The sequence below is a fragment of the Burkholderia sp. JP2-270 genome, assembly GCF_003233675.1.
GTDB classification, from domain to species: domain Bacteria; phylum Pseudomonadota; class Gammaproteobacteria; order Burkholderiales; family Burkholderiaceae; genus Burkholderia; species Burkholderia pyrrocinia_C.
On the sequence record NZ_CP029825.1, the window covers coordinates 1,303,737 to 1,322,947 of the forward strand.

General features: G+C 66.9%; 16 protein-coding genes. 9 read left to right on the plus strand and 7 right to left on the minus strand.

Annotated elements, in window-relative coordinates; genetic code table 11:
- Positions 1-151: 151 nt before the first annotated feature.
- Positions 152-898, plus strand: a complete 747-nt coding sequence (locus DM992_RS23750; RefSeq protein WP_034180868.1) for a TetR/AcrR family transcriptional regulator — start codon at positions 152-154, stop codon at positions 896-898.
- A gap of 69 nt (positions 899-967) precedes the next feature.
- Here the strand turns inward: DM992_RS23750 and DM992_RS23755 are convergent, their stop codons facing one another.
- On the minus strand, positions 968-1,456 hold the full coding sequence (locus DM992_RS23755) for a MarR family winged helix-turn-helix transcriptional regulator (RefSeq protein ID WP_111020365.1): 489 nt from the start codon (positions 1,454-1,456) through the stop codon (positions 968-970).
- A 198-nt stretch (positions 1,457-1,654) separates the two neighbouring features.
- Between DM992_RS23755 and DM992_RS23760 the strand changes: the two genes are divergently transcribed.
- The 5 genes from DM992_RS23760 to DM992_RS23780 all read left to right on the plus strand — a co-directional run bounded on the left by DM992_RS23760 (position 1,655) and on the right by DM992_RS23780 (position 7,496).
- Positions 1,655-2,734 (plus strand): aromatic ring-hydroxylating dioxygenase subunit alpha, encoded by a 1,080-nt coding sequence (locus tag DM992_RS23760; RefSeq protein ID WP_111020366.1) that lies wholly within the window; start codon positions 1,655-1,657, stop codon positions 2,732-2,734.
- Entirely contained in the window at positions 2,731-3,696 is a 966-nt protein-coding gene (locus tag DM992_RS23765; protein ID WP_111018892.1) for a PDR/VanB family oxidoreductase, read from the plus strand. Before DM992_RS23760 ends, DM992_RS23765 begins: the two co-directional genes overlap by 4 nt.
- A gap of 48 nt (positions 3,697-3,744) precedes the next feature.
- Positions 3,745-4,803 carry an aromatic ring-hydroxylating dioxygenase subunit alpha gene (locus DM992_RS23770; RefSeq protein ID WP_111018893.1) on the plus strand — a complete coding sequence of 353 codons (1,059 nt, stop codon included), beginning with the start codon at positions 3,745-3,747 and terminating at the stop codon, positions 4,801-4,803.
- Between the two features lie 158 nt (positions 4,804-4,961).
- The gene (locus DM992_RS23775) at positions 4,962-6,305 is read left to right on the plus strand and encodes an MFS transporter (protein ID WP_111018894.1); all 1,344 of its coding nucleotides are present in this window, start codon (positions 4,962-4,964) and stop codon (positions 6,303-6,305) included.
- A gap of 96 nt (positions 6,306-6,401) precedes the next feature.
- A complete protein-coding gene (locus DM992_RS23780) occupies positions 6,402-7,496 on the plus strand; it encodes a porin (protein ID WP_111018895.1) in 1,095 nt (364 codons plus the stop codon).
- Between the two features lie 20 nt (positions 7,497-7,516).
- Here DM992_RS23780 and DM992_RS23785 read toward each other — a convergent pair whose 3' ends face one another.
- Complete coding sequence (locus tag DM992_RS23785) at positions 7,517-7,963, minus strand: hypothetical protein (RefSeq protein ID WP_111018896.1); 447 nt, start codon at positions 7,961-7,963, stop codon at positions 7,517-7,519.
- 414 nt (positions 7,964-8,377) lie between these two features.
- On the opposite strand from DM992_RS23785, the gene DM992_RS23790 reads away from it, so the two are divergent.
- Complete coding sequence (locus tag DM992_RS23790) at positions 8,378-10,570, plus strand: TonB-dependent siderophore receptor (RefSeq protein ID WP_111018897.1); 2,193 nt, start codon at positions 8,378-8,380, stop codon at positions 10,568-10,570.
- Positions 10,571-10,606: 36 nt separating this feature from the next.
- On the opposite strand, the gene DM992_RS23795 is transcribed toward DM992_RS23790, so the two are convergent.
- From DM992_RS23795 to DM992_RS23815, 5 genes are all read right to left on the minus strand, one after another.
- Positions 10,607-11,896, minus strand: a complete 1,290-nt coding sequence (locus tag DM992_RS23795; RefSeq protein WP_111018898.1) for an MFS transporter — start codon at positions 11,894-11,896, stop codon at positions 10,607-10,609.
- A gap of 125 nt (positions 11,897-12,021) precedes the next feature.
- Positions 12,022-13,038 carry a 3-dehydro-L-gulonate 2-dehydrogenase gene (yiaK, locus tag DM992_RS23800; protein ID WP_111018899.1) on the minus strand — a complete coding sequence of 339 codons (1,017 nt, stop codon included), beginning with the start codon at positions 13,036-13,038 and terminating at the stop codon, positions 12,022-12,024.
- Positions 13,039-13,120: 82 nt separating this feature from the next.
- Positions 13,121-14,152: a Zn-dependent oxidoreductase gene (locus tag DM992_RS23805; RefSeq protein WP_111020367.1), complete on the minus strand. Its 1,032-nt coding sequence runs from the start codon at positions 14,150-14,152 to the stop codon at positions 13,121-13,123.
- A 29-nt stretch (positions 14,153-14,181) separates the two neighbouring features.
- Positions 14,182-15,390 carry a D-mannonate dehydratase ManD gene (gene manD / locus DM992_RS23810; protein ID WP_111018900.1) on the minus strand — a complete coding sequence of 403 codons (1,209 nt, stop codon included), beginning with the start codon at positions 15,388-15,390 and terminating at the stop codon, positions 14,182-14,184.
- 21 nt (positions 15,391-15,411) lie between these two features.
- Positions 15,412-16,140, minus strand: coding sequence for a GntR family transcriptional regulator (locus DM992_RS23815; protein WP_111018901.1), 729 nt, complete (start codon positions 16,138-16,140; stop codon positions 15,412-15,414).
- Between the two features lie 158 nt (positions 16,141-16,298).
- Here DM992_RS23815 and DM992_RS23820 point away from each other — a divergent pair, with 158 nt between their 5' ends.
- Positions 16,299-17,765, plus strand: coding sequence for a mannitol dehydrogenase family protein (locus DM992_RS23820; protein ID WP_111018902.1), 1,467 nt, complete (start codon positions 16,299-16,301; stop codon positions 17,763-17,765).
- Between the two features lie 129 nt (positions 17,766-17,894).
- On the plus strand, positions 17,895-19,169 hold the full coding sequence (locus DM992_RS23825) for an MFS transporter (protein WP_111018903.1): 1,275 nt from the start codon (positions 17,895-17,897) through the stop codon (positions 19,167-19,169).
- Positions 19,170-19,211: the final 42 nt, after the last annotated feature.

Sequence of the window (19,211 nt, forward strand, 5' to 3'; positions counted from 1 at the left end):
AGTGTGTCGCATGCACCGATTTCTGAGTTTCGCTCAAATCGAATGAATGCGCCGATTCATTGACCAATACAGCGTAAATTTTGCACAGTTTCACGCCTCTCCCGGTGCGGCGTCAATAGTTTTTTGAGTGACACTCAGATATCATGCCGACATGACAGCCGCTACCGCCGACACCATGACCGCCACCGTCAAAGCCGACCGCGCCGACACGCCGCGCGCACCCGCCGGGCGCAAATCCCAGCAGCGCGTGCAGGACATCTTGCGCGCCGGTCGTGAAGTGTTTGCCGAAAAAGGCTACGAGCATGCGACGGCCGCCGAAATCGCGCAGCGCGTGGGGGTATCCGAGGCGACGGTGTTCAGCTACTTCCGTGGCAAGCGCGAGCTGTGTGCGCGCGTCATCGCGGATTGGTACGACGAAATCATCGCCGCGTTCGAGCACGGGATGCCGCAGGATGCGTCGGTGCAGCAGCAGTTCGCGTTCATCGTGCGCACCCACCTGCGGCTGATGCTCGTGAACGGCACGGGGCTGTGCGCGCTGGTGCTGTCGGAAGGCCGTGCGAAGCAGCATGCGCTGAGCGACGAGCTCACCGCGCTGCAGCGCCGCTATACGGCGCCGCTGATGGACGTGCTCGCGCGCGGACAGGCGGCCGGGCAGGTTCGCGCGGACCTGCCGCTGAGCCTGCTGCGCTCGATGGTGTTCGGGCCGATCGAGCACGTGCTGTGGGACGCGATCCTCGGGCACCGAAAGCTCGATACGGAAACGACGGCCACGCAGTTGATCGACATGCTGTGGGCCGCCGTGCAGCCGCCCGCGCCGGAACAGGCGGCGCTGGTGCGCTTCAGGAACGAGGTCGCGGAAGCGGTGCGGCGGCTGGAAGGGGAAGCTTCACGCCCGTAATGCAGGCAGGCGGCGCGAAGCGCCTGCCGCGTTGCCGCATCTCCTATTCCATCGCGCGGAAATCAGCCGCTACGACTCCTCGCCGACCCGCAGCGGCGCGCGGCTCTGCTCGTTGTTCAAATGGACGAACTTGCGCAACAGACGCATCAGTTCCTGCGAATCGTCCTCGCCCATGCCGTCGAACAGGCCTGCACGCAGTTCCTGCACCGACGGAATCAGGTGCGTAAGCAGTTCGACGCCCGCCGGCGTCAGCAGCAGGCGCCGCTGACGCCGCGGCAGCACTTCGCGGACGATCAATCCTTTCGCTTCGAGCCGGACCGCGAGGTCCGCGGTCGTCGACGTGTCGAGCGCCACCCGCTGCGCGAGCGTCACCTGATCGAGCCCCGGACACTCGTACAGCATCCGCAGGACCGCGTACTGCACCGGCGTCACGTCCCGGCCCAGCTTCTCGTAGAACATCGCAACCGCGATCTGATGGGCGCGCCGGATCAGGTGCCCGGGTTCGTCGTACAGATCGAGCGGGAAAGCCGGTGCGTCGGCAGGATTCGTTTTTTCCATGAATGAGTCGATGACATAGGCGGCGCACGCTGTTGCGTGCGCCCACGGCATGGCGCTGCCTCGCGCCATTTCCCGGGAAAACCAGTATACCGCTCGCCTTGCCCCGGCCAATCTCAATGAGTACACTGAATCTCATTCAGTACACGGAATGAAGAACTGCCGCGTACCGGCGGCACCGCCCCGAAGGAGACGATGAACGTGTTTCTCAAGAACGCTTGGTATGTGGCGTGCACGCCCGATGAAATCGACGGCAAGCCGCTGGGCCGCAAGATTTGCAACGAATCGATGGTGTTTTACCGCGCGGCGAACGGCGAGGTCGCCGCGCTCGAGGACTTCTGCCCGCACCGCGGCGCGCCGCTGTCGCTGGGATTCGTGCGCGACGGCGTGCTCGTGTGCGGCTATCACGGGCTGGAAATGGGCTGCAACGGCAAGACGGCCGGCATGCCGGGCCAGCGCGTCGGCGGATTCCCGTCGATCCGCAGCTTCCCGGTAGTCGAGCGGTACGGATTCGTCTGGGTCTGGCCCGGCGATGCGTCCGAAGCCGATCCCGGCAAGCTGCCCGCGCTGTCGTGGGCCGAAGATCCGGCCTGGGCGCACGGGGGCGGCCTGTATCACATCCGTTGCGACTACCGGCTGATGATCGACAACCTGATGGACCTCACGCACGAGACCTACGTGCATGCGACGAGCATCGGCCAGAAGGAAATCGACGAGGCGCCGCCGAAGACGACCAGCCACGGCGACGAAGTCGTCACGAGCCGCTTCATGGAGAACGTGATGCCGCCGCCGTTCTGGCGGATGGCGCTGCGCGGCAACGGCCTCGCCGACGACGTGCCGGTCGACCGCTGGCAGATCTGCCGCTTCACGCCGCCGAGCCACGTGATGATCGAAGTGGGCGTCGCGCATGCGGGCCACGGCGGCTACGACGCGCCGGCCGACCGGAAGGCGTCGTCGATCGTGGTCGACTTCATCACGCCCGAGACCGACACCTCGATCTGGTACTTCTGGGGGATGGCGCGCAACTTCCGGCCCGACGATCACGCGCTGACCGCCGAGATCCGCGAAGGCCAGGGCAAGATCTTCGCCGAGGATCTCGAGATGCTCGAGCGCCAGCAGCTCAATCTCGAGAAGTGGCCGGACCGCAAGCTGCTGAAGCTCAACATCGACGCCGGCGGCGTGCTGTCGCGCAAGGTGATCGAACGGCTGCTCGCCGACGAAAACGCGTCGAACCCGCAGCGGCCCGCGATTCCGCTCGCACACATCAAGGAGGCGTCATGAGCGCCGCGACGCTGACGGTCCGGGTGGCACGCAAGTGGCAGGAAGCGCGCGACATCTGCGGCTTCGAATTCGTCAGCGATGACGGTTCGCCATTGCCGCGCTTCGACGCCGGCGCCCATATCGACGTGCATTTGCCGGGCGGCCTCGTGCGCCAGTACTCGCTGTGCAATCACCCGGAGCACGACGATCGCTATCAGATCGCCGTGCTGCGCGATGCCGAGGGCCGCGGCGGGTCACGCGCCATTCACGACGAAGTCCGGCAAGGCGACACCGTGCGGATCGGCATGCCGCGCAATCAATTCCCGCTCGCCCCCGACGCACCGCACCACCTGTTGCTCGCGGGCGGGATCGGCGTCACGCCAATTCTCTGCATGGCGGAACGGCTGTTCTCGTCCGGCATGCCATTCGACATGCACTACTGCGCGCGTTCGACCGACCGCATGGCCTTCGTCGAGCGGATCAACGCAGCCGGGTTCCATGACCGCGCCCGCATCCATGTCGACGACGGCGACCCCGCGCAACGCTTCGACCTGGCCTCCGTGCTCGCCGCCGCGCCTGACGGCACGCACCTGTACGTATGCGGCCCGCGCGGCTTCATGGATGCGGTGCTGAACGCAGCGCGCGAGCGCAACTGGGCCGACGAGCGGCTGCACTACGAGTTCTTCGGCGGCGCGGTTGCGACGTCCGGCGCGGATCGCGCGTTCCAGGTCCGGATCGCGAGCAGCGGCAAGGTGATCGACGTGCCGGCCGAATGCACGGTCATCGCGGCGCTGGCGGCCAACGGTGTCGACGTGCTGACGTCGTGCGAGCAAGGCGTATGCGGGACCTGCGTAACGCGCGTGCTGCAAGGCGAGCCCGATCATCGCGATTCGTATCTGACGGAAGCGGAACAAGCGGCCGGCGACCAGTTCATGCCGTGCTGTTCGCGATCCCGAACCGACCTGCTGGTACTCGATCTGTAGACGGACCGCCCGACACGCGGCGGCCAACCACAATACCGGAGACGATCAATGGAGCAAGATGCCCGACCACCGATCAATACAACTAAATTCCCGATCGACCGATGGTGGGTCGCCGCGCTGTCATCCGAACTGACGGACAAACCCGTCGCCCGCACCCTGCTCGGCCGCCCGGTCGTCCTGTTCCGGTTGCCGTCCGGGGAAGTCGGCGGGCTTGAGGATCGCTGCTGCCACAAGTCGCTGCCGCTGTCGTGCGGTTCGCTCGAGGCGCGCGGCCTGCGCTGCGGCTACCACGGGCTGCTGTTCGACCGCGGCGGCACCTGCGTGGAGATTCCCGGCCAGGACCGGATTCCGGCGAAGGCGTGCGTATCGTCGTATCCGGTGCAGGAACAGGACGCCGTCGTGTGGATCTGGATCGGCGCCGGCGCGCACGCCCAACCGACCTGCGCGCCGCCGCGCTATGCATTCCACACCGATCCGCAATACCGGTTCGGCGGCGGCAACTACCATTACGACGCACCGTATCAGCTGATTCACGACAACCTGATGGACCTGAGCCACCTCGGCTATGTCCATCTGAAAACGATCGGCGGCAACGCGCCGCTGCACATGGGCGCGGAAACCCGCGTCAGCACCGACGGCGACACGGTGACGCTGGTCCGCCGGATGCCGGATTCCGACCCGCCACCGACCTACACCGCCGCATGGCCGTTCGCGGGCCGCGTCGATCGCTGGCAGGAAATCGAATTCCACGTGTCGCATATACGGATCTGGACCGGTGCGATGGACGCCGGCACCGGCGACCTGCGCGATCCGTCGCGCGGCGGCTTTCACATGCGCGGCTTCCACGGCATCACGCCCGAGACGGACACCACGACGCACTACTTCTGGACCGTCGCGACCAATCCGCAACACGATGTCGAACGCGTCGCGCAAACGGTCATCGAGCAATCAGCGGCGACGTTCGATGAGGACAAGACCGTGATCGAAGCGCAATACCGGAATCAGATGCGGTTTCCGGGCCGCCACCAGATCGACATTCACGTCGACGCAGGGCCCAATCGCGCACGGCGCGTGATCGAGCGGCTGCTGCAATCCGAACCCGCGTAATCATCGCGCCGGTGCGCGAACGACGCCTGCCGGTCGCGACGAGCGTTCCCTGGGGTTGCCCGTCAGCCCACGCATTCGCTTTCGTCCCATTTGCTACTGCCGGCTTCGATTTCATCCTATTCGATTAGTCATACTATTTTTTATGAAGGGTCTTTGACGTGAGCGCAAATATCCGCAATACGATCGACGAATCCCCGATGAGCGCGTTCCAGACGACGGCTGTCGCAGCCTGCGTCGTGCTGAACATGCTCGACGGGTTCGACGTGCTGGCCATCGCGTTTGCCGCGCCGCACCTGGCGGCCGAATGGAAACTGAGCGGCAAGGAAATCGGTCTGCTGCTGAGTGCCGGGCTGGCCGGCATGGGCATCGGCTCGGTGCTGATCGCGCCGCTGGCCGACCGGGTCGGCCGCCGCCGCATCATCCTGCTCTGCCTCGCCGTGATCTCGACCGGGATGCTCGCCTGCGCGGCCACGCACGGCACGCTGCAACTCGCGGTCGCCCGTGCCTATACGGGGCTCGGCATCGGCGGCATGCTGGCGAGCCTGACCGTCATCAGCGGCGAGTACGCATCGAACAAATGGCGCAGCGCCGCGATCGGCATGCAGTCGACCGGCTACGCGATCGGCGCCACCGCCGGCGGCGTCATTGCCGGTTACCTGCTGTCGGTATGGGGATGGCGCAGCGTGTTCGCGTTCGGCGGCATCCTGACCTTGATGTCGATCCCGATGGTGCTGGCGCTGCTGCCGGAATCGCTCGACTTCCTGCTGGCTCGGCGTCCGGACAACGCGCTGCAGAAAATCAACCGCATCCTCGCGAGAATGAAGCGCGCACCGCTCGACACGCTGCCGGCCGCGACTGCTTCCATCGACACGGCGAACCCCGCGTCGAGCTGGACGGCCGTGCTGCGCGCACCGCTCACGCGCCGCACGATCGCGCTGTGGATCGCGTTCTTTCTCGTAATGGGCAGCTTCTACTTCGTCGTGAGCTGGACGCCGAAGCTGCTGGTCCAGGCCGGATTGTCGGCATCGCAGGGCGTGACCGGCGGCGTACTGCTCAATCTCGGCGGCATTGCAGGCGCCTCGCTCTTCAGCCTGCTGTCGACGCGGTTCGGCCTGCGCAACCTGCTGGGCGCGACGCTGCTGCTGGGCGGCGCACTGATGGTCGTGTTCGGTGCGAACACAGGCTCCCTCGGCATCGGGATGACCGTCGCAGTGCTCCTCGGTGCCGTGATCAATGCGTGCGTGGCCGGCATGTATGCGCTGTCGCCGACGCCGTATCCCGCGGAGATCCGCACGACCGGCATCGGCCTCGCGGTCGGCATCGGCCGCCTCGGCGCGATCCTGTCGCCGATGACGGTCGGTGCGCTGCTGGACGACGGCTGGTCCGTGCCTCATCTCTATCTCGCGTTCCTCGTGCCGATGGTCGGCGCGGCGATCGCCGTCGCCGTGGCGGGCGCGCGTGCCGCGGCACCGCACCGGCAACGCGATCCGGCGATGTCGTAACGCGCCCGCAGTCCTGCCGATACCCGTCGGTATCCCGGACATGTCCGGGGCATAAAAAAATCGATAAGTATATCTACATACTGTTTGGAGACAGCCATGAAAACGAAACTGGGCGCCGCACTCGCGACGGCGATGGCGCTGGCCGGACCGGCCTGCGCGCAAAGCAGCGTCACGCTGTACGGGATCATCGATACCGGCATGTCCTACTACAACAACGCCGCGCACGGCGGCTCGTTCACCGGGATGCCGACGCTGACCGGCGAGGTGCCGTCACGCTGGGGCCTGAGGGGCACGGAGGATCTCGGCGGCGGCTACCAGGCCTTCTTCGTGCTCGAAAACGGCTTCCAGCCCGGCACCGGCGCGCTGAACTACGGCGGGCGCCTGTTCGGGCGGCAGGCGAACGTGGGCGTGAACGGACCCTTCGGCGCGCTGACCCTCGGCCGCCAGATGAACATGTCGATGATTGTGCTGACCAATGCCGACGTGATCGGTCCGTCGATTCATTCGATGGCGGATTTCGACTCCTATCTGCCGAACGCGCGCAGCGACAATGCAATCGGCTACAAGGGCACGTTCCACGGCGTGACGCTCGGCGCCACCTACAGTTTCGGCCGCGACGCGGCCGGGCCGGCAGGACCGTCGGCGACGGGCTGCGCCGGACAGGTGCCCGGCGACATCATCGCCTGTCGTCAATACACGGCGATGCTTGCCTATGACGCGAGCAATTTCGGGCTGGCCGCATCGCACGACGTGATGCGCGGCGGCGGCGGCGCGCTCGCGCCGCTGAACAATCCGGCGTACACCGACACGCGCGACATCGTCGCCGGCTACGTGAAGATCGGCCCCGCGAAACTGGGCGCCGGGTGGATCCGCCGCAACCTCGCGGCGGCCGAACACCTGCAGGCCGACATCGTGTTCGCCGGCGGCACGTACTACGCGACGCCCTACCTCGCGCTCGACCTGCAGGGCGTACGCTACCTGCAGCGTCGCGAAAACAGCGAAGGCGGCACGAACGCCACGCTGCTCGTCGGCCGCGCGAACTATTTCCTGTCAAAGCGGACGACCGTTTATACGTCGGCGGGCTACATGTTCAACAGCACGCTGGCCGCAAACGCGGTCGCCGCCGGCGGGACGGTCGGTACCGGGATGAATCAGCTCGGCGTGATGGCCGGCATCCAGCAGAAGTTCTGAACGCCGGCCTCCGCACTACCTCAATCGGCGAGCCGGCAGTGCGAGAGCTTCAACCCGGGCAGCACCGGCGCGTCGATATAGCCTTCGTTCACGCAGCTGAAGCGGAAATTCGCGGATGCCGTGAACGGCTTGATCTCGCCGCCGGGGAATTTCGGCTTCAGCGCGGCCTGGTCAGCCACGTCGAAATGCGTGTCGAACTGCCCGCCGTCGGTCGTCAGCGCGCCGAAGTACGTGCCGCCCGGATCGCTGCCCATCCGGATCACCGCGCCGACGAACGCGAGGCGCTTGCCGTCGTATTTCGTCTTCGCGGCAGCCATGTCCTGCGTATAGGCCTCGATCACGACACTGTAGCGCGCATCGATCGCGGGCTCGTCCGCCGGTGCGGCGCAGGCGTTCTGGTGAACGCCCGCCAGCATCGCGCACACCGCAAGCGCGGCCGCCGCGAACGGCGCGGAAATCTTTTTCATTGGGTGGTCTCCCGTCAGGCTTGGTGGTTGAAGTGATTGAAAGCGGCGCGGTGCCGGCTGCCCGGCATAACGCCAGATGAATTCGCTTCCGTTTTAATCGTTCGAATGGCGGAACACGGCTGTGATCACTTCACCACCCGCAAGGTCGAGTGCGGTACGTTGCGTCGCGCCGAACGCGACGTGGCAGGAAGATGACATGGTACGGCCCCCGGCTCTCTCATTGAATTTCACTGCGTCTGATTTTGGCCGCTACGGTAGCAGACGGCCGACGGCCCGGCAACCAACGCCCGCCCGCTGCCGATTGCCCCATTACAATTGCAAATAATTCTCATTACATATATCATCCGCATCCCGGTTGTGGCGCAGTGCTGCGGCCCGCGACACGATCCTTAGCACTCCGCCCTGCATCGATTCATGCCATCCCGTCGAACCACCCGCCGCGCCCGGACCCTTCGCCCGTGGCGCACGAGCCTGCCTGCCCTGATCACTCTTTGCGTCGCAAGCGGCGCGCATGCCGACGCCGCCGAACGCGCCAACGCCGAACCCGTTGCGTCCGCATCCGCCTCCACGCCCGCATCGACACCCGCCGAACGCGAACTGCCGGCCATCAGCGTCAACGCATCGGCGGCCGTCGATCCGACGATCGGCTACCAGCCGCGCACCAGCAGCATCGCGGGCGGCAGCGACCGCCCGCTCAAGGAGATTCCGCAATCGGTCGCGGTGGTCAGCAGCAGCGTGATGCAGGACCAGCAGGCACGCTCGCTCGACGACGTGCTCGGCAACATCAGCGGCGTCACGCAGACGAACACGCTCGGCGGCACGCGCGACGCGTTCACCAAGCGCGGCTTCGGATCGAACAACGACGGCTCGGTGCTCGTCGACGGCGTGCGCACGCCGGTGCTGCACAGCTATCTCGCGACGATCGATCGCGTCGAAGTGCTGAAAGGCCCTGCTTCGCTGCTCTACGGGATGCAGGATCCGGGCGGCGTGATCAACCTCGTCACGCGCAAGCCGGAAGACACGTTCGGCGGCTCGATCTCCGCGTCGCACACGAGCCACGGCGGCAGCAGCGCGCTGTTCGATCTCACGGGCCCGCTCGGCAAGCCCGGCCAGGTCGCGGGCGGCACGCTCGCGTTCCGGCTCACCGGCGAATACGACACGAGCCGCTACTGGCGCAGCTTCGGCCGCCAGCGCGACGCGCTGATCGCGCCCGCGCTGGCGTGGCACGACGCGAACACGTCGGTCGACGTCAGCTACCAGTACGTCGACTACACGACGCCGTTCGATCGCGGCACCGTGCTCGTGAACGGCCAGCTCGACGATGCGCTGCGCTATCGCCGCTACGAGGAAGCGTGGTCGCAAAGCAGCGGCATCCAGGAAACGCTGCGCGCGCGCATCGAGCACCGCTTCTCCGACGCGTGGCGCGTGCGCGCGACCTACGGCTGGGGCCGCGATCGCTACGACCAGTACATCACGCGTGCCACGGCGTTCAACAGCAGGACCGGCGCGCTGACGCGCTCGTCCGATGCGAACCTCGGGCGCAACGATTCCGACCAGATCGCAACGCTCGGCCTGCTCGGCAACGTGACGCTTGCCGGGATGAACCACGCGATCTACATCGGCGGCGAATACGAGCGGCAGCGCAGCTTCCGCGGCGACACGATCCGCGGCAAGGCAACGACGGGCTTCAATCTCTACGATCCCGTGTACGGCCTGCTCGCGCCTGGCGGCACGCCCAACCCGAAGCAAAGCGATTCGCGCTCGGTGGTGCATGCGTATTCGATGGTCGTGCAGGACTCGGTGAAGCTCACCGAGCGTCTCACAGCGGTCGGCGGGCTGCGCTGGGAAAACTGGCAGCAGGAATCGGGGATGGGGCGGCCGTTCGTGTTCGCCGACCGCTCGCGCGGCAATGTCTGGCTGCCGCAGTTCGGGCTCGCGTATGCACTCACGCCGGCGCTGACCGCGTATGCGAACGTGAGCCGCTCGTTCAAGCCGAATGTCGCAACGAACGTCGCCGCGCCGCTCGCGCCGGAATACGGCCGCGTGCTCGAGGCCGGGCTCAAGTTCAGCCTGAAGCCCGCGATCACGGGCACGCTCGCGGTCTACCAGATCGACAAGCGCAACGTCGCGATCACGAACGGCGACATCACGTCGACGATCGGCACCGCGCGCTCGCGCGGAATCGAACTCGACGTCGCGGGGCAGATCACGCGCCACCTGAGCGTGATCGGCAGCTATGCGTATACGAACGCGACCGATCGCGACAGCAATACGCCGCTCGTCAACGTCGCGCGCCACACGGGCAGCCTGTTCGCGGTGTACGACACGGCGATCGCGAACCTGCCCGGCCGCTGGCGCTTCGGCGGCGGCGCACGCCTGGTCGGCGCACGCTCCGGCGACACCGCGAACAGCTTCACGCTGCCCGGCTACGTGACCGTCGACGCGTTCGCGGCCTACGAAACGACGATCGGCAAGTTCCCGACGCGCTTCCAGCTCAACGTGAAGAACCTGCTCGACAAGACCTACTACCCGTCGAGCAACAACAACCTGATCATCGCGGTCGGCGAGCCGCGACTCGTCACGCTGACGACGACGGTGTCGTTCTGACGGCCGGGGCAGCCGGAAGCCGGGCCCGGCTCGACGTCATTCCGCCGTCGGCGGACAGACCCGGTAGAACACGACGCTGCATAGCAACAGGAAGCCGGCAAGGATCGCCATGCCGGTGCGGATGCCCGCATAGCCGATGATCATCGCGCCGAGGATCCCCGACAGGCTCCCGCACGCGTTGATCAGCGCGAGGCCGGCCGCCGCGGCCGCACCGGACAGCACGCGTCCCGGCAGTGTCCAGTAGATCGGCATCAGCGACAGGATGCCCGACGTCGCGACGGTCAGCATGATCAGCGCGAGCCAGAAGCTGTCATGCGCCACCGTCGCGACGAACAGCCCGATGGCGGCCAGCGCGACCGGCACCACGCCGTGCCTGCGCAGCCGCCCGGACTTCTCCGCGTACTTCGCGTTCACGTACATGCAGATCGCCGCGACGCTGAACGGGATGGCCGTGAACAGCCCGACATCCAGGCTGTTCGCGACGCCGGCATCATGAAACAGCGTCGGCATCCAGAACGTCAGTCCATAGAAAGCGGTGTTGAAGAGGATCATCACGACGATCAGCGCATAGATCTTCGGTGTCCGGAACGCGTCCGCGACGCGATGCGACTTGAACGCCGCCTCCTTCGCGACATTCGCCTCGATGATCTGCTTCTCGCGCGGTGTCAGCCAATCGACGTCGGCCGGCCGGTTCCGCAGCAGCGCCAGGATGACGACGCCCAGCACCGCGGACGGCAGCCCTTCGAGCAGGAACAGCCACTGCCACCCCCTGACGCCCGCCACGCCGTCCATCGTCTCCATGATCGCGCCGGACAGCGGCGCACCGAACACGACGGCAATCGGCAACGCCATCAGGAACAGCGAATACATGCCGCTCTGGCGCCGGGCGGGCAGCCACGTGTTCGTGTAATACATCACGCCCGGAACGAACCCGGCCTCGCATACGCCAAGCAGGAAGCGAAGCGAGTAGAACGCGGCCTCGTTCCTCGAGAAGATCATCAGGGTCGACACGATCCCCCACGTGATCATGATCCGCGCAATCCATGCGCGTGCGCCGACCCGCCGGAGAATCAGGTTGCTCGGAATCTCGAACAGCATGTAGCCCCAGAAGAACACGCTCGCGCCGAGTGCGAAGGACGCATTCGTCAGGCCGAAATCGGCTGCCATCTGCAGTTTGGCGAAGCCGATGTTCACGCGATCCAGATAGGACATGATGAAGCCGAGGAAAAACAGCGGGACGATCCTCAGGATCACCTTCCGGTACAACGCGTCTTCGTGCAGCGCTTCGATGCCTGCGCCGAGCGCAAGCGTGATGTCCGCCTTCATGATCAGCTCTCCCGATTAATACAGGAACCTCGACGGCGACGGGACCGATCCGTACGCTGGTACGTTTCGCATGCTCGCGGCGGGGCCGGGTCGCCTGCCGGCGCCGCGTCACGGATTCGGCGGCCTCATCGCTCCGCAAGCGCGAGCACGTCGGCCCAGATTCCGTCGTCGACGGCAACGCCGTGCCGCCGCTGTTCGATGCGGGTTCGCAGCGCGCTTTGTCCGGGGTACAGCACCTCGTCGCTGTCTTCCGCGACTTCCGACGTATTCACATAATCGGCCACGCCGTCGGCGACCTCGTTCGTGAACGCTTCGCCGCCCAGCTTTCGCGGGTCGATCAGGATGAACACCTGCGAGCAGCCGGTGCAGCTTCCCAGCTGCACGGCATCGATCCCGTTCGTCGCCAGCCCCTCCGACAGCACGGCGGCCAGCACGTCGAGCATGATCGCGAATCCCGAGCCCTTCCAGTAACCCATCGGCAGGATCCGCATCGACGCCTCGATCGGGCCGGGCTCGACAGTCAGCTTCCCTTCGCTGTCGAAACCTGCGGGAAACGGCATGTTTCTCCCCTTGAGGCGGGTAGCCTGCAGTTTGCCGTACGAATACTGCGACATTGCCATGTCGAGCACGATAGGGCCCTTGTCCCGCGGCACCGCCATCACGAACGGGTTGTTGCCGACGCGCGGTTTCTTGCTGCCCCAGCCCGGCATGCAGGATTCGGTATTCGTCCAGCAGATCGCGATGTAGCCGCGATCCGCCGCGTGCCAGCCATACGTCCCGCCGCGCATCCAGTGCGTCGTGTTGCGCAGCGCGACGATACCGACGCCCTGCTCATCGGCGATCGCCATCGCGCGCTCGGTCGCGGACAACGCATTCAGAACGCCGGGGCCGCGATTGCCGTCCAGGATCTCGATCGCGCCGAAGCGCTTGACCGGCGTGGGGACGCCTTGCAGATTCACCCAGCCCTTGCGGACGTAGTCGACGAAGCGCGCGACGCGATTGATGCCGTGCGAATTGACGCCGTCGCAGGTTGCCTCCGCATGAACCCGTGCGCAAACGCCCGCGTCGCGCTCGTTCATGCCCGCATTCAGGAGCGCGAGATAAATGGCGCCCTGCAACTCCTCGAACGGAATTCGGATCATCCTGCGTGTCTCCTGAAGTTCTTGTGGTGCGGTTCGATCCGGAACCGGATGCCACCGCCCCGGCTCGCGGCGCGAACCGGTATCAGCCGCCCGCGAAATCGAGCAGAATCTTGCAGCTCTCGGCAGGCCGCTGCTCGGCCATCTCGAACGCCTGCGCGACGTCGCGGAAACCCACCTTGTGCGTGACGATATGCTCGGGCTGAATCAGCCCGCGGCCGATCCAGTCGATCACCTGCGGGAACATTGCGCAATTCAGCCGCGACGCAGCGAGCGTGAGTTCCTTCTTCGTCAGTTCCGCCTGCACGATCGAGGACGGCTCCGACGAGAAGCCGAGCACGCCGATCCGGCCCGCCGGCGCGGCGATCCGCACGGCCTCCTCGAGAATCGACGGATGGCAAACCGCATCGAAGATCAGCGTCGGGCCGCCGTCGACGCCGCGCTGCGCCAGCGCGTCCGGCAACGGCTCGACGCTCGTGTTGATGATCTCGTCCTCCGCCGCGCCGCACTTGCGCGCGAGCTGCAGGCGCGCGTCGAGCCGGTCGGTGATGAACGCGCGGATGCCGTACACGCGCTTGAGCACCTGCAGGATCGTCAGCCCGACCGTGCCGGCGCCGTAGATCAGCGCGACGTCGCCCGGCAGCACGCCGGTGCGCGAGGTCGCGTTCGCGGCCACCGCGAACGGCTCGACGATCGCCGCGCAGGTGTCGGCGATCTCCGCCGGAATCCGGTATGCATTGCCGGCCGGCACGCAGGTGTACTGGCTGAAGCCGCCGTCGCGATGCACGCCGAGCACGGTCAGGTGACGGCAGACGTTGCGCCGGCCGATCGTGCACGCATGGCAATGCCCGCAGCTGATCACGGGATCGACTGCGACGGTCTCGCCGAGCCGCGCCGCATCGACGCCCTCGCCGACCGACTCGATCGTCCCGACGAATTCGTGGCCGATGATGCGCGGATACGACACGAACGGATTCTTGCCGTGAAAGATGTGCAGGTCCGACCCGCAGATGCCCGCATAGCGGACCTTCACGCGCACTTCGCCGGCGGCGGGCACGGGCAGCGGCACCTCGCGCACGCCCATGCTGTTCGGACGATCGACAACGACGCTCAACATTTCGGTTCTCTCCTTCGGTTCTTCGCCGCTCACCAGTTCCACATCGAACCGTCGCGCAGCCGCGCGACCGGCAGGTACGCGCGTTCGTACGGATACTTCGCGGCCAGCGTCTCGTCGATGTCGACGCCGAGGCCGGGTACGTCGTCCATCACGAGATAACCGTCCTCGAAGCGGTAGCTGTGCGGAAACACTTCATCGGTCAGCGGGCTGTGCGGCATCAGTTCCTGGATGCCGAAGTTCGGCGCCCACAGCCCGAAGTTCACGGCCGCCGCCATGCAGACTGGCGACAGGTCGGTCGCGCCATGAAAGCCGGTGCGCACCTGGTACATCGCCGCGTAGTCGGCGATGCGGCGCACGTGCGTGATCCCGCCCGCGTGCACGATCGTCGCGCGGATGTAGTCGATCAGCTGATCGCGGATCAGGTCCTTGCAATCCCAGATCGAGTTGAACACTTCGCCGACCGCGAGCGGCGTCGTCGTGTGCTGGCGGATCAGCCGGAATGCGTCCTGGTTCTCGGCGGGCGTCGCGTCTTCCAGCCAGAAGAGACGATGCGGCTCGAGATCGCGGCCGAGCCGCGCGGCCTCGATCGGCGTAAGCCGGTGATGGGCGTCGTGCAACAGGTGCGGCGCATCGCCGACCGCGTCGCGCACCTTGCGAAACAGCTCCGGCGTATGGCGCAGATAAAGCGCGGTATCCCACGGCTCTTCAGGCGGCAGGCCCTTTTCGGCTGGTTCGTACGCACCCGCGGTCTTGCCGACGCCGTACACCTTGTCGAGCCCCGGCACGCCCGACTGCACGCGGATCGCACGGAAGCCTGCCTCGATATGCGCGCGCACCGCGTCGACCGCTTCCTCATGATCGCGCCCGTTCGCGTGGCCGTACACCATCAGGCCGTCGCGGCTCTTGCCGCCGAGCAGCTGGTAGACAGGCATGCCCGCGAGCTTGCCCTTGATGTCCCACAACGCCATGTCGATCGCGGCGATCGCCGTCATCGTCACGGGCCCGCGCCGCCAGTACGCGCCGCGATACAGGTACTGCCAGATGTCCTCGATGTTGCGCGGGTCGCGGCCGACGAGGCAGGGAAATACATGCTCTTCCAGGTACGCGCGCACGGCGAGCTCGCGCCCGTTGAGCGTCGCGTCGCCGAGGCCGTAGACGCCTTCGTCGGTCACGATCTTCACCGTCACGAAGTTCCGGCCCGGACACGTGACGATGGTCTGCAAGCGTTCGATTTTCACTGCGCTCCTCCAGCGGGCGATTCAGTCGACAAAGTAATGGGGGGCGCGGCTGCGCACGTCCGGCAGATGCGAGCCGATCCGGTCGACGTGCGTAGCGACCGATGCGCCGAGCAGCGCCATGTTGCGCGACGCGATATGCGCGAGGATCTGCTCGTGCTCCTGCAGCGCGCGGCGTGCATGATCCTCGACGCGGTCGAGCAGCAGCCAGCGCACGCGGTCGAACTGGCGCTTCATCGGCTGCAGCATTTCCCACACGTGCGGCCGGCCCGCGAACGCGAACATGCGGCCGTGCATCGCTTCATCCAGCTCGAAGAACGCCTCGACATCGTGCGCGGCCACCGCGGCGCGCTGCGCGTCGATGATCCGCGACAGCTCCGCGAGTTGTTCGGGCGTGATTTTCTGCGCGAGCTCGACGTGGTTCGCGCATTCGAGCGTGCTGCGCGCGAACCGCCCTTCCTCGAGGATCGACACCGGAATCGGCGCGACGAACGTGCCGACCTTCCGGTGGATCTGCACGAGCCGCTCGTCGGCCAGCTGCGCGAACGCCTCGCGCACGGGCGTGCGGCTGACCTTGATCGTCGTCGAGATCACGGCTTCCGACAGCGCGGTGTGCGGCGGCAGCGCGCCCCGCACGATCGCGTGGCGCAGCAGCGCGTGCACCTGCTCCGTATAAGACCGGCTCTCGTCCAGCGAGAACCCCTGCAACGCCGTGACGACGACGTCTTCCTCAAATGCTGCCGTTTCGCTCATGTTTGCCGATGCATCCGACTCGATTTCTATAACTACCATGGTACACAACACAAATAAACTGATCGAACTGGCGTTTACACCAATAACTTCCGTCAAAAACCCGCAATAACCTTCACTCACTCTTACATCTACCATGGTACAACCCGTTACCGATCGTCATGCCACCCGCACCCGACTTCCTGCACACCGCGCCGCCCGGCACGCGCCGCCCCCGCTATGACCGGCACGCGGTCCGCACGGGCATCGTCCATCTCGGCCTCGGCGCGTTCCACCGCGCGCATCAGGCGATCCATACGGAAACGGTGCTCGAACAAGGCGATCTCCGCTGGGGGATCGTCGGTGTCGAGCTGCGGCGGCGCCATACCGTCGACCTGCTCGCCGCGCAGGACCACCTGTACACGGTGACCGAACGCGACGGCGACGGCGCGCGCACCCGGATCGTCGGCGCCGTGCACGGCGCGCTGTTCGCACCGGAATCGCTGCCCGCGCTGCTCGCGCTGATCGCCGATCCGCGCGTGTCGATCGTCAGCCTGACCGTGACCGAGAAAGGTTATTGCCGCCGGCCCGGCGGCGGCCTCGATGACGACGATCCCGCGATCCGCCAGGATCTCGCGACGCCCGACGCGCCGCGCACCGCGCTCGGCGTGATCGCCGCCGGGCTCCGGCAGCGGCCGGCCGGCGCGCCGCTCACCGTCGCCTGCTGCGACAACATGACGTCGAACGGCGACACGCTGCGCGCGCTGCTGCTCGACTACGCGGCATGCATCGACGACGGCGCGCTCGCGCGGCGCATCCGCGACGACGTCGCGTTCCCGAACAGCATGGTCGACCGGATCGTGCCGGCCGCGACACGCGAATCGCTCGACTGGGCGCAAGCGCATCTCGGCGCGCGCGACGCGGCCGCGATCGTTTGTGAGCCGTTCTCGCAATGGGTGCTCGAGGATCGCTTCGCCGGCCCGCGCCCGCGCTGGGAAGACGCCGGCGCGCGCCTCGTCGCCGACGTGCGGCCGTACGAAACGATGAAGCTGCGGCTGCTGAACGGCTCTCATTCGGCGATCGCGTATGCGGGGCAGTTGCGCGGCCGCGCGACCGTGTCGGACGCAATGGCCGATCCGGTGATCGCGGCGTTCGTCGACGGCGTGATGACGCACGACCTGCTCGCGACCGTCGACGTGCCGTCCGGCTTCGACGCGCACGACTATTGCGCGACGCTCGTGCGGCGCTTCCGGAATCCGACGCTCGCGCACCGCACCGAACAGATCGCGATGGACGGCACGCAGAAGGTGCCGCTGCGCTGGCTGCCCGCGCTCGCCGAAAGCGCGGCGGCGGGCGTCGAGCGCCCGTATCTGGAGCGTGCGCTTGCGCTCTGGCTGTACTACCTGACCACCGCACGCGACGCTTGCGGCCGGCCGCTGACGATCAGCGACCCGGGCGCGGCGGCGCTTGCCGAAACGCTCGGCGCGGCCGGCGACGCGAACGACGCGGTGCGGGCGGCACTCGCGAGTGCCGCGCTCGCCGGCACGGCCGCGTGGCCCGACGCGCTGGTCGCGCGCGTCGGCGCGCATCTGTCGACGCTGCGCGCGCACGGCACCGACGCATTGCTCGCACCGCTGCACGCGCGCTGAACGCCCGCACGGCCGGTTTGCCGCCGCCGACGCGAACCGCGTGACACCCCTGCCCGCCGATGTCCGTGTCGACGCGGCGAACGATGGAAAAGACTTGACGGCCGGCCCACCGGCACGAAGGAGACAGACATGAAGCAGAAGTCGCAGGCATGGTTCACGGTATTCCTGCTGTTCATCGTGTATGGCATCAACTATCTCGACCGCGTCGCGCTGTCGATCGTCGCGCCGATCGTACAGACCGATCTCGGCATCGACGCCGCGCAGATGGGCCTCGTGTTCAGCACGTTCTTCGTCGGCTACGCGCTGTTCAATTTCATCGGCGGGCTTGCATCCGACCGGCTCGGGCCGAAGCTCGTGTACGTGCTGGCGGTCGGGCTCTGGTCGATCTTCTGCGGGATGACCGCGCTGACCGTCGGTTTCGTGAGCCTGCTGATCGTGCGGCTGCTGTTCGGCATGGCCGAAGGCCCGCTGTGCTCGGCCGCGAACAAGATGGTCAACAACTGGCTGCCGCGCGACGGCGCCGCGACCGCGATGGGGCTGCTCAGTGCGGGCTCGCCGCTCGGCGGCGCGATCGCCGGGCCGATCGTCGGCCTGCTGGCCGCGCAGTTCGGCTGGCGGCCGGCATTCTGGATCGTCTGCGCGATCGGGCTCGCGTGGGTCGTGCTGTGGATGGTGTCGACGTCGGACCGTCCGGCCATGCCGGTGAACGACGCGCCGAACGTGCCTGCCGCCGCCCGCGCGGGCGACGACGATGCATCGGCGCCTGCGCGCACGCTGTCGCACTATGTGCGCCAGCCGCGCATCCTGGCGACCGCGGTCGCGTTCTTCAGCTACAACTACGTGCTGTTCTTCTTCCTGAGCTGGTTCCCGAGCTATCTCGTGCGCGCGCATCACCTGAACATCAAGGAGATGAGCATCGCCACCGTCGTGCCCTGGCTCGTCGGCACGGTCGGCCTCGCGTGCGGCGGCGCGATCTCGGATGCGCTCTACCGGCTCACCGGCAACCTGCTGCTGTCGCGCAGGATCGTGCTCGTCACCTGCCTGCTCGGCGCGGGCGCGTGCGTGGCGATCGCGGGCACCGTGCAGTCGACGCAAGGCGCGGTCGCGCTGATGTCCGTGTCGCTGTTCTTCCTGTACGTCACCGGCGCGATCTACTGGGCGATCGTGCAGGATGTCGTGCACCCGGCGCGCGTCGGCGGCGTGAGCGGCTTCCTGCACTGCATGGGCAGCCTGTCGGGCGTGATCGGGCCGGCCGTGACCGGCTTCATCGTCGAGCGCAGCGGTTCGTTCGCGTCGGCGTTCGTGCTGGCCGGCGCGATTGCGCTGGTGGGCGCCGTGCTGGCAGGCGTATTCGTGCGCAACGGCCGGCCGTCTGCGGTCCTGCGCGAACGCGCGGCGCACTGACGCCCGCCGCGCGACGACTCGCAACGCGACGCCGCGCTCCGC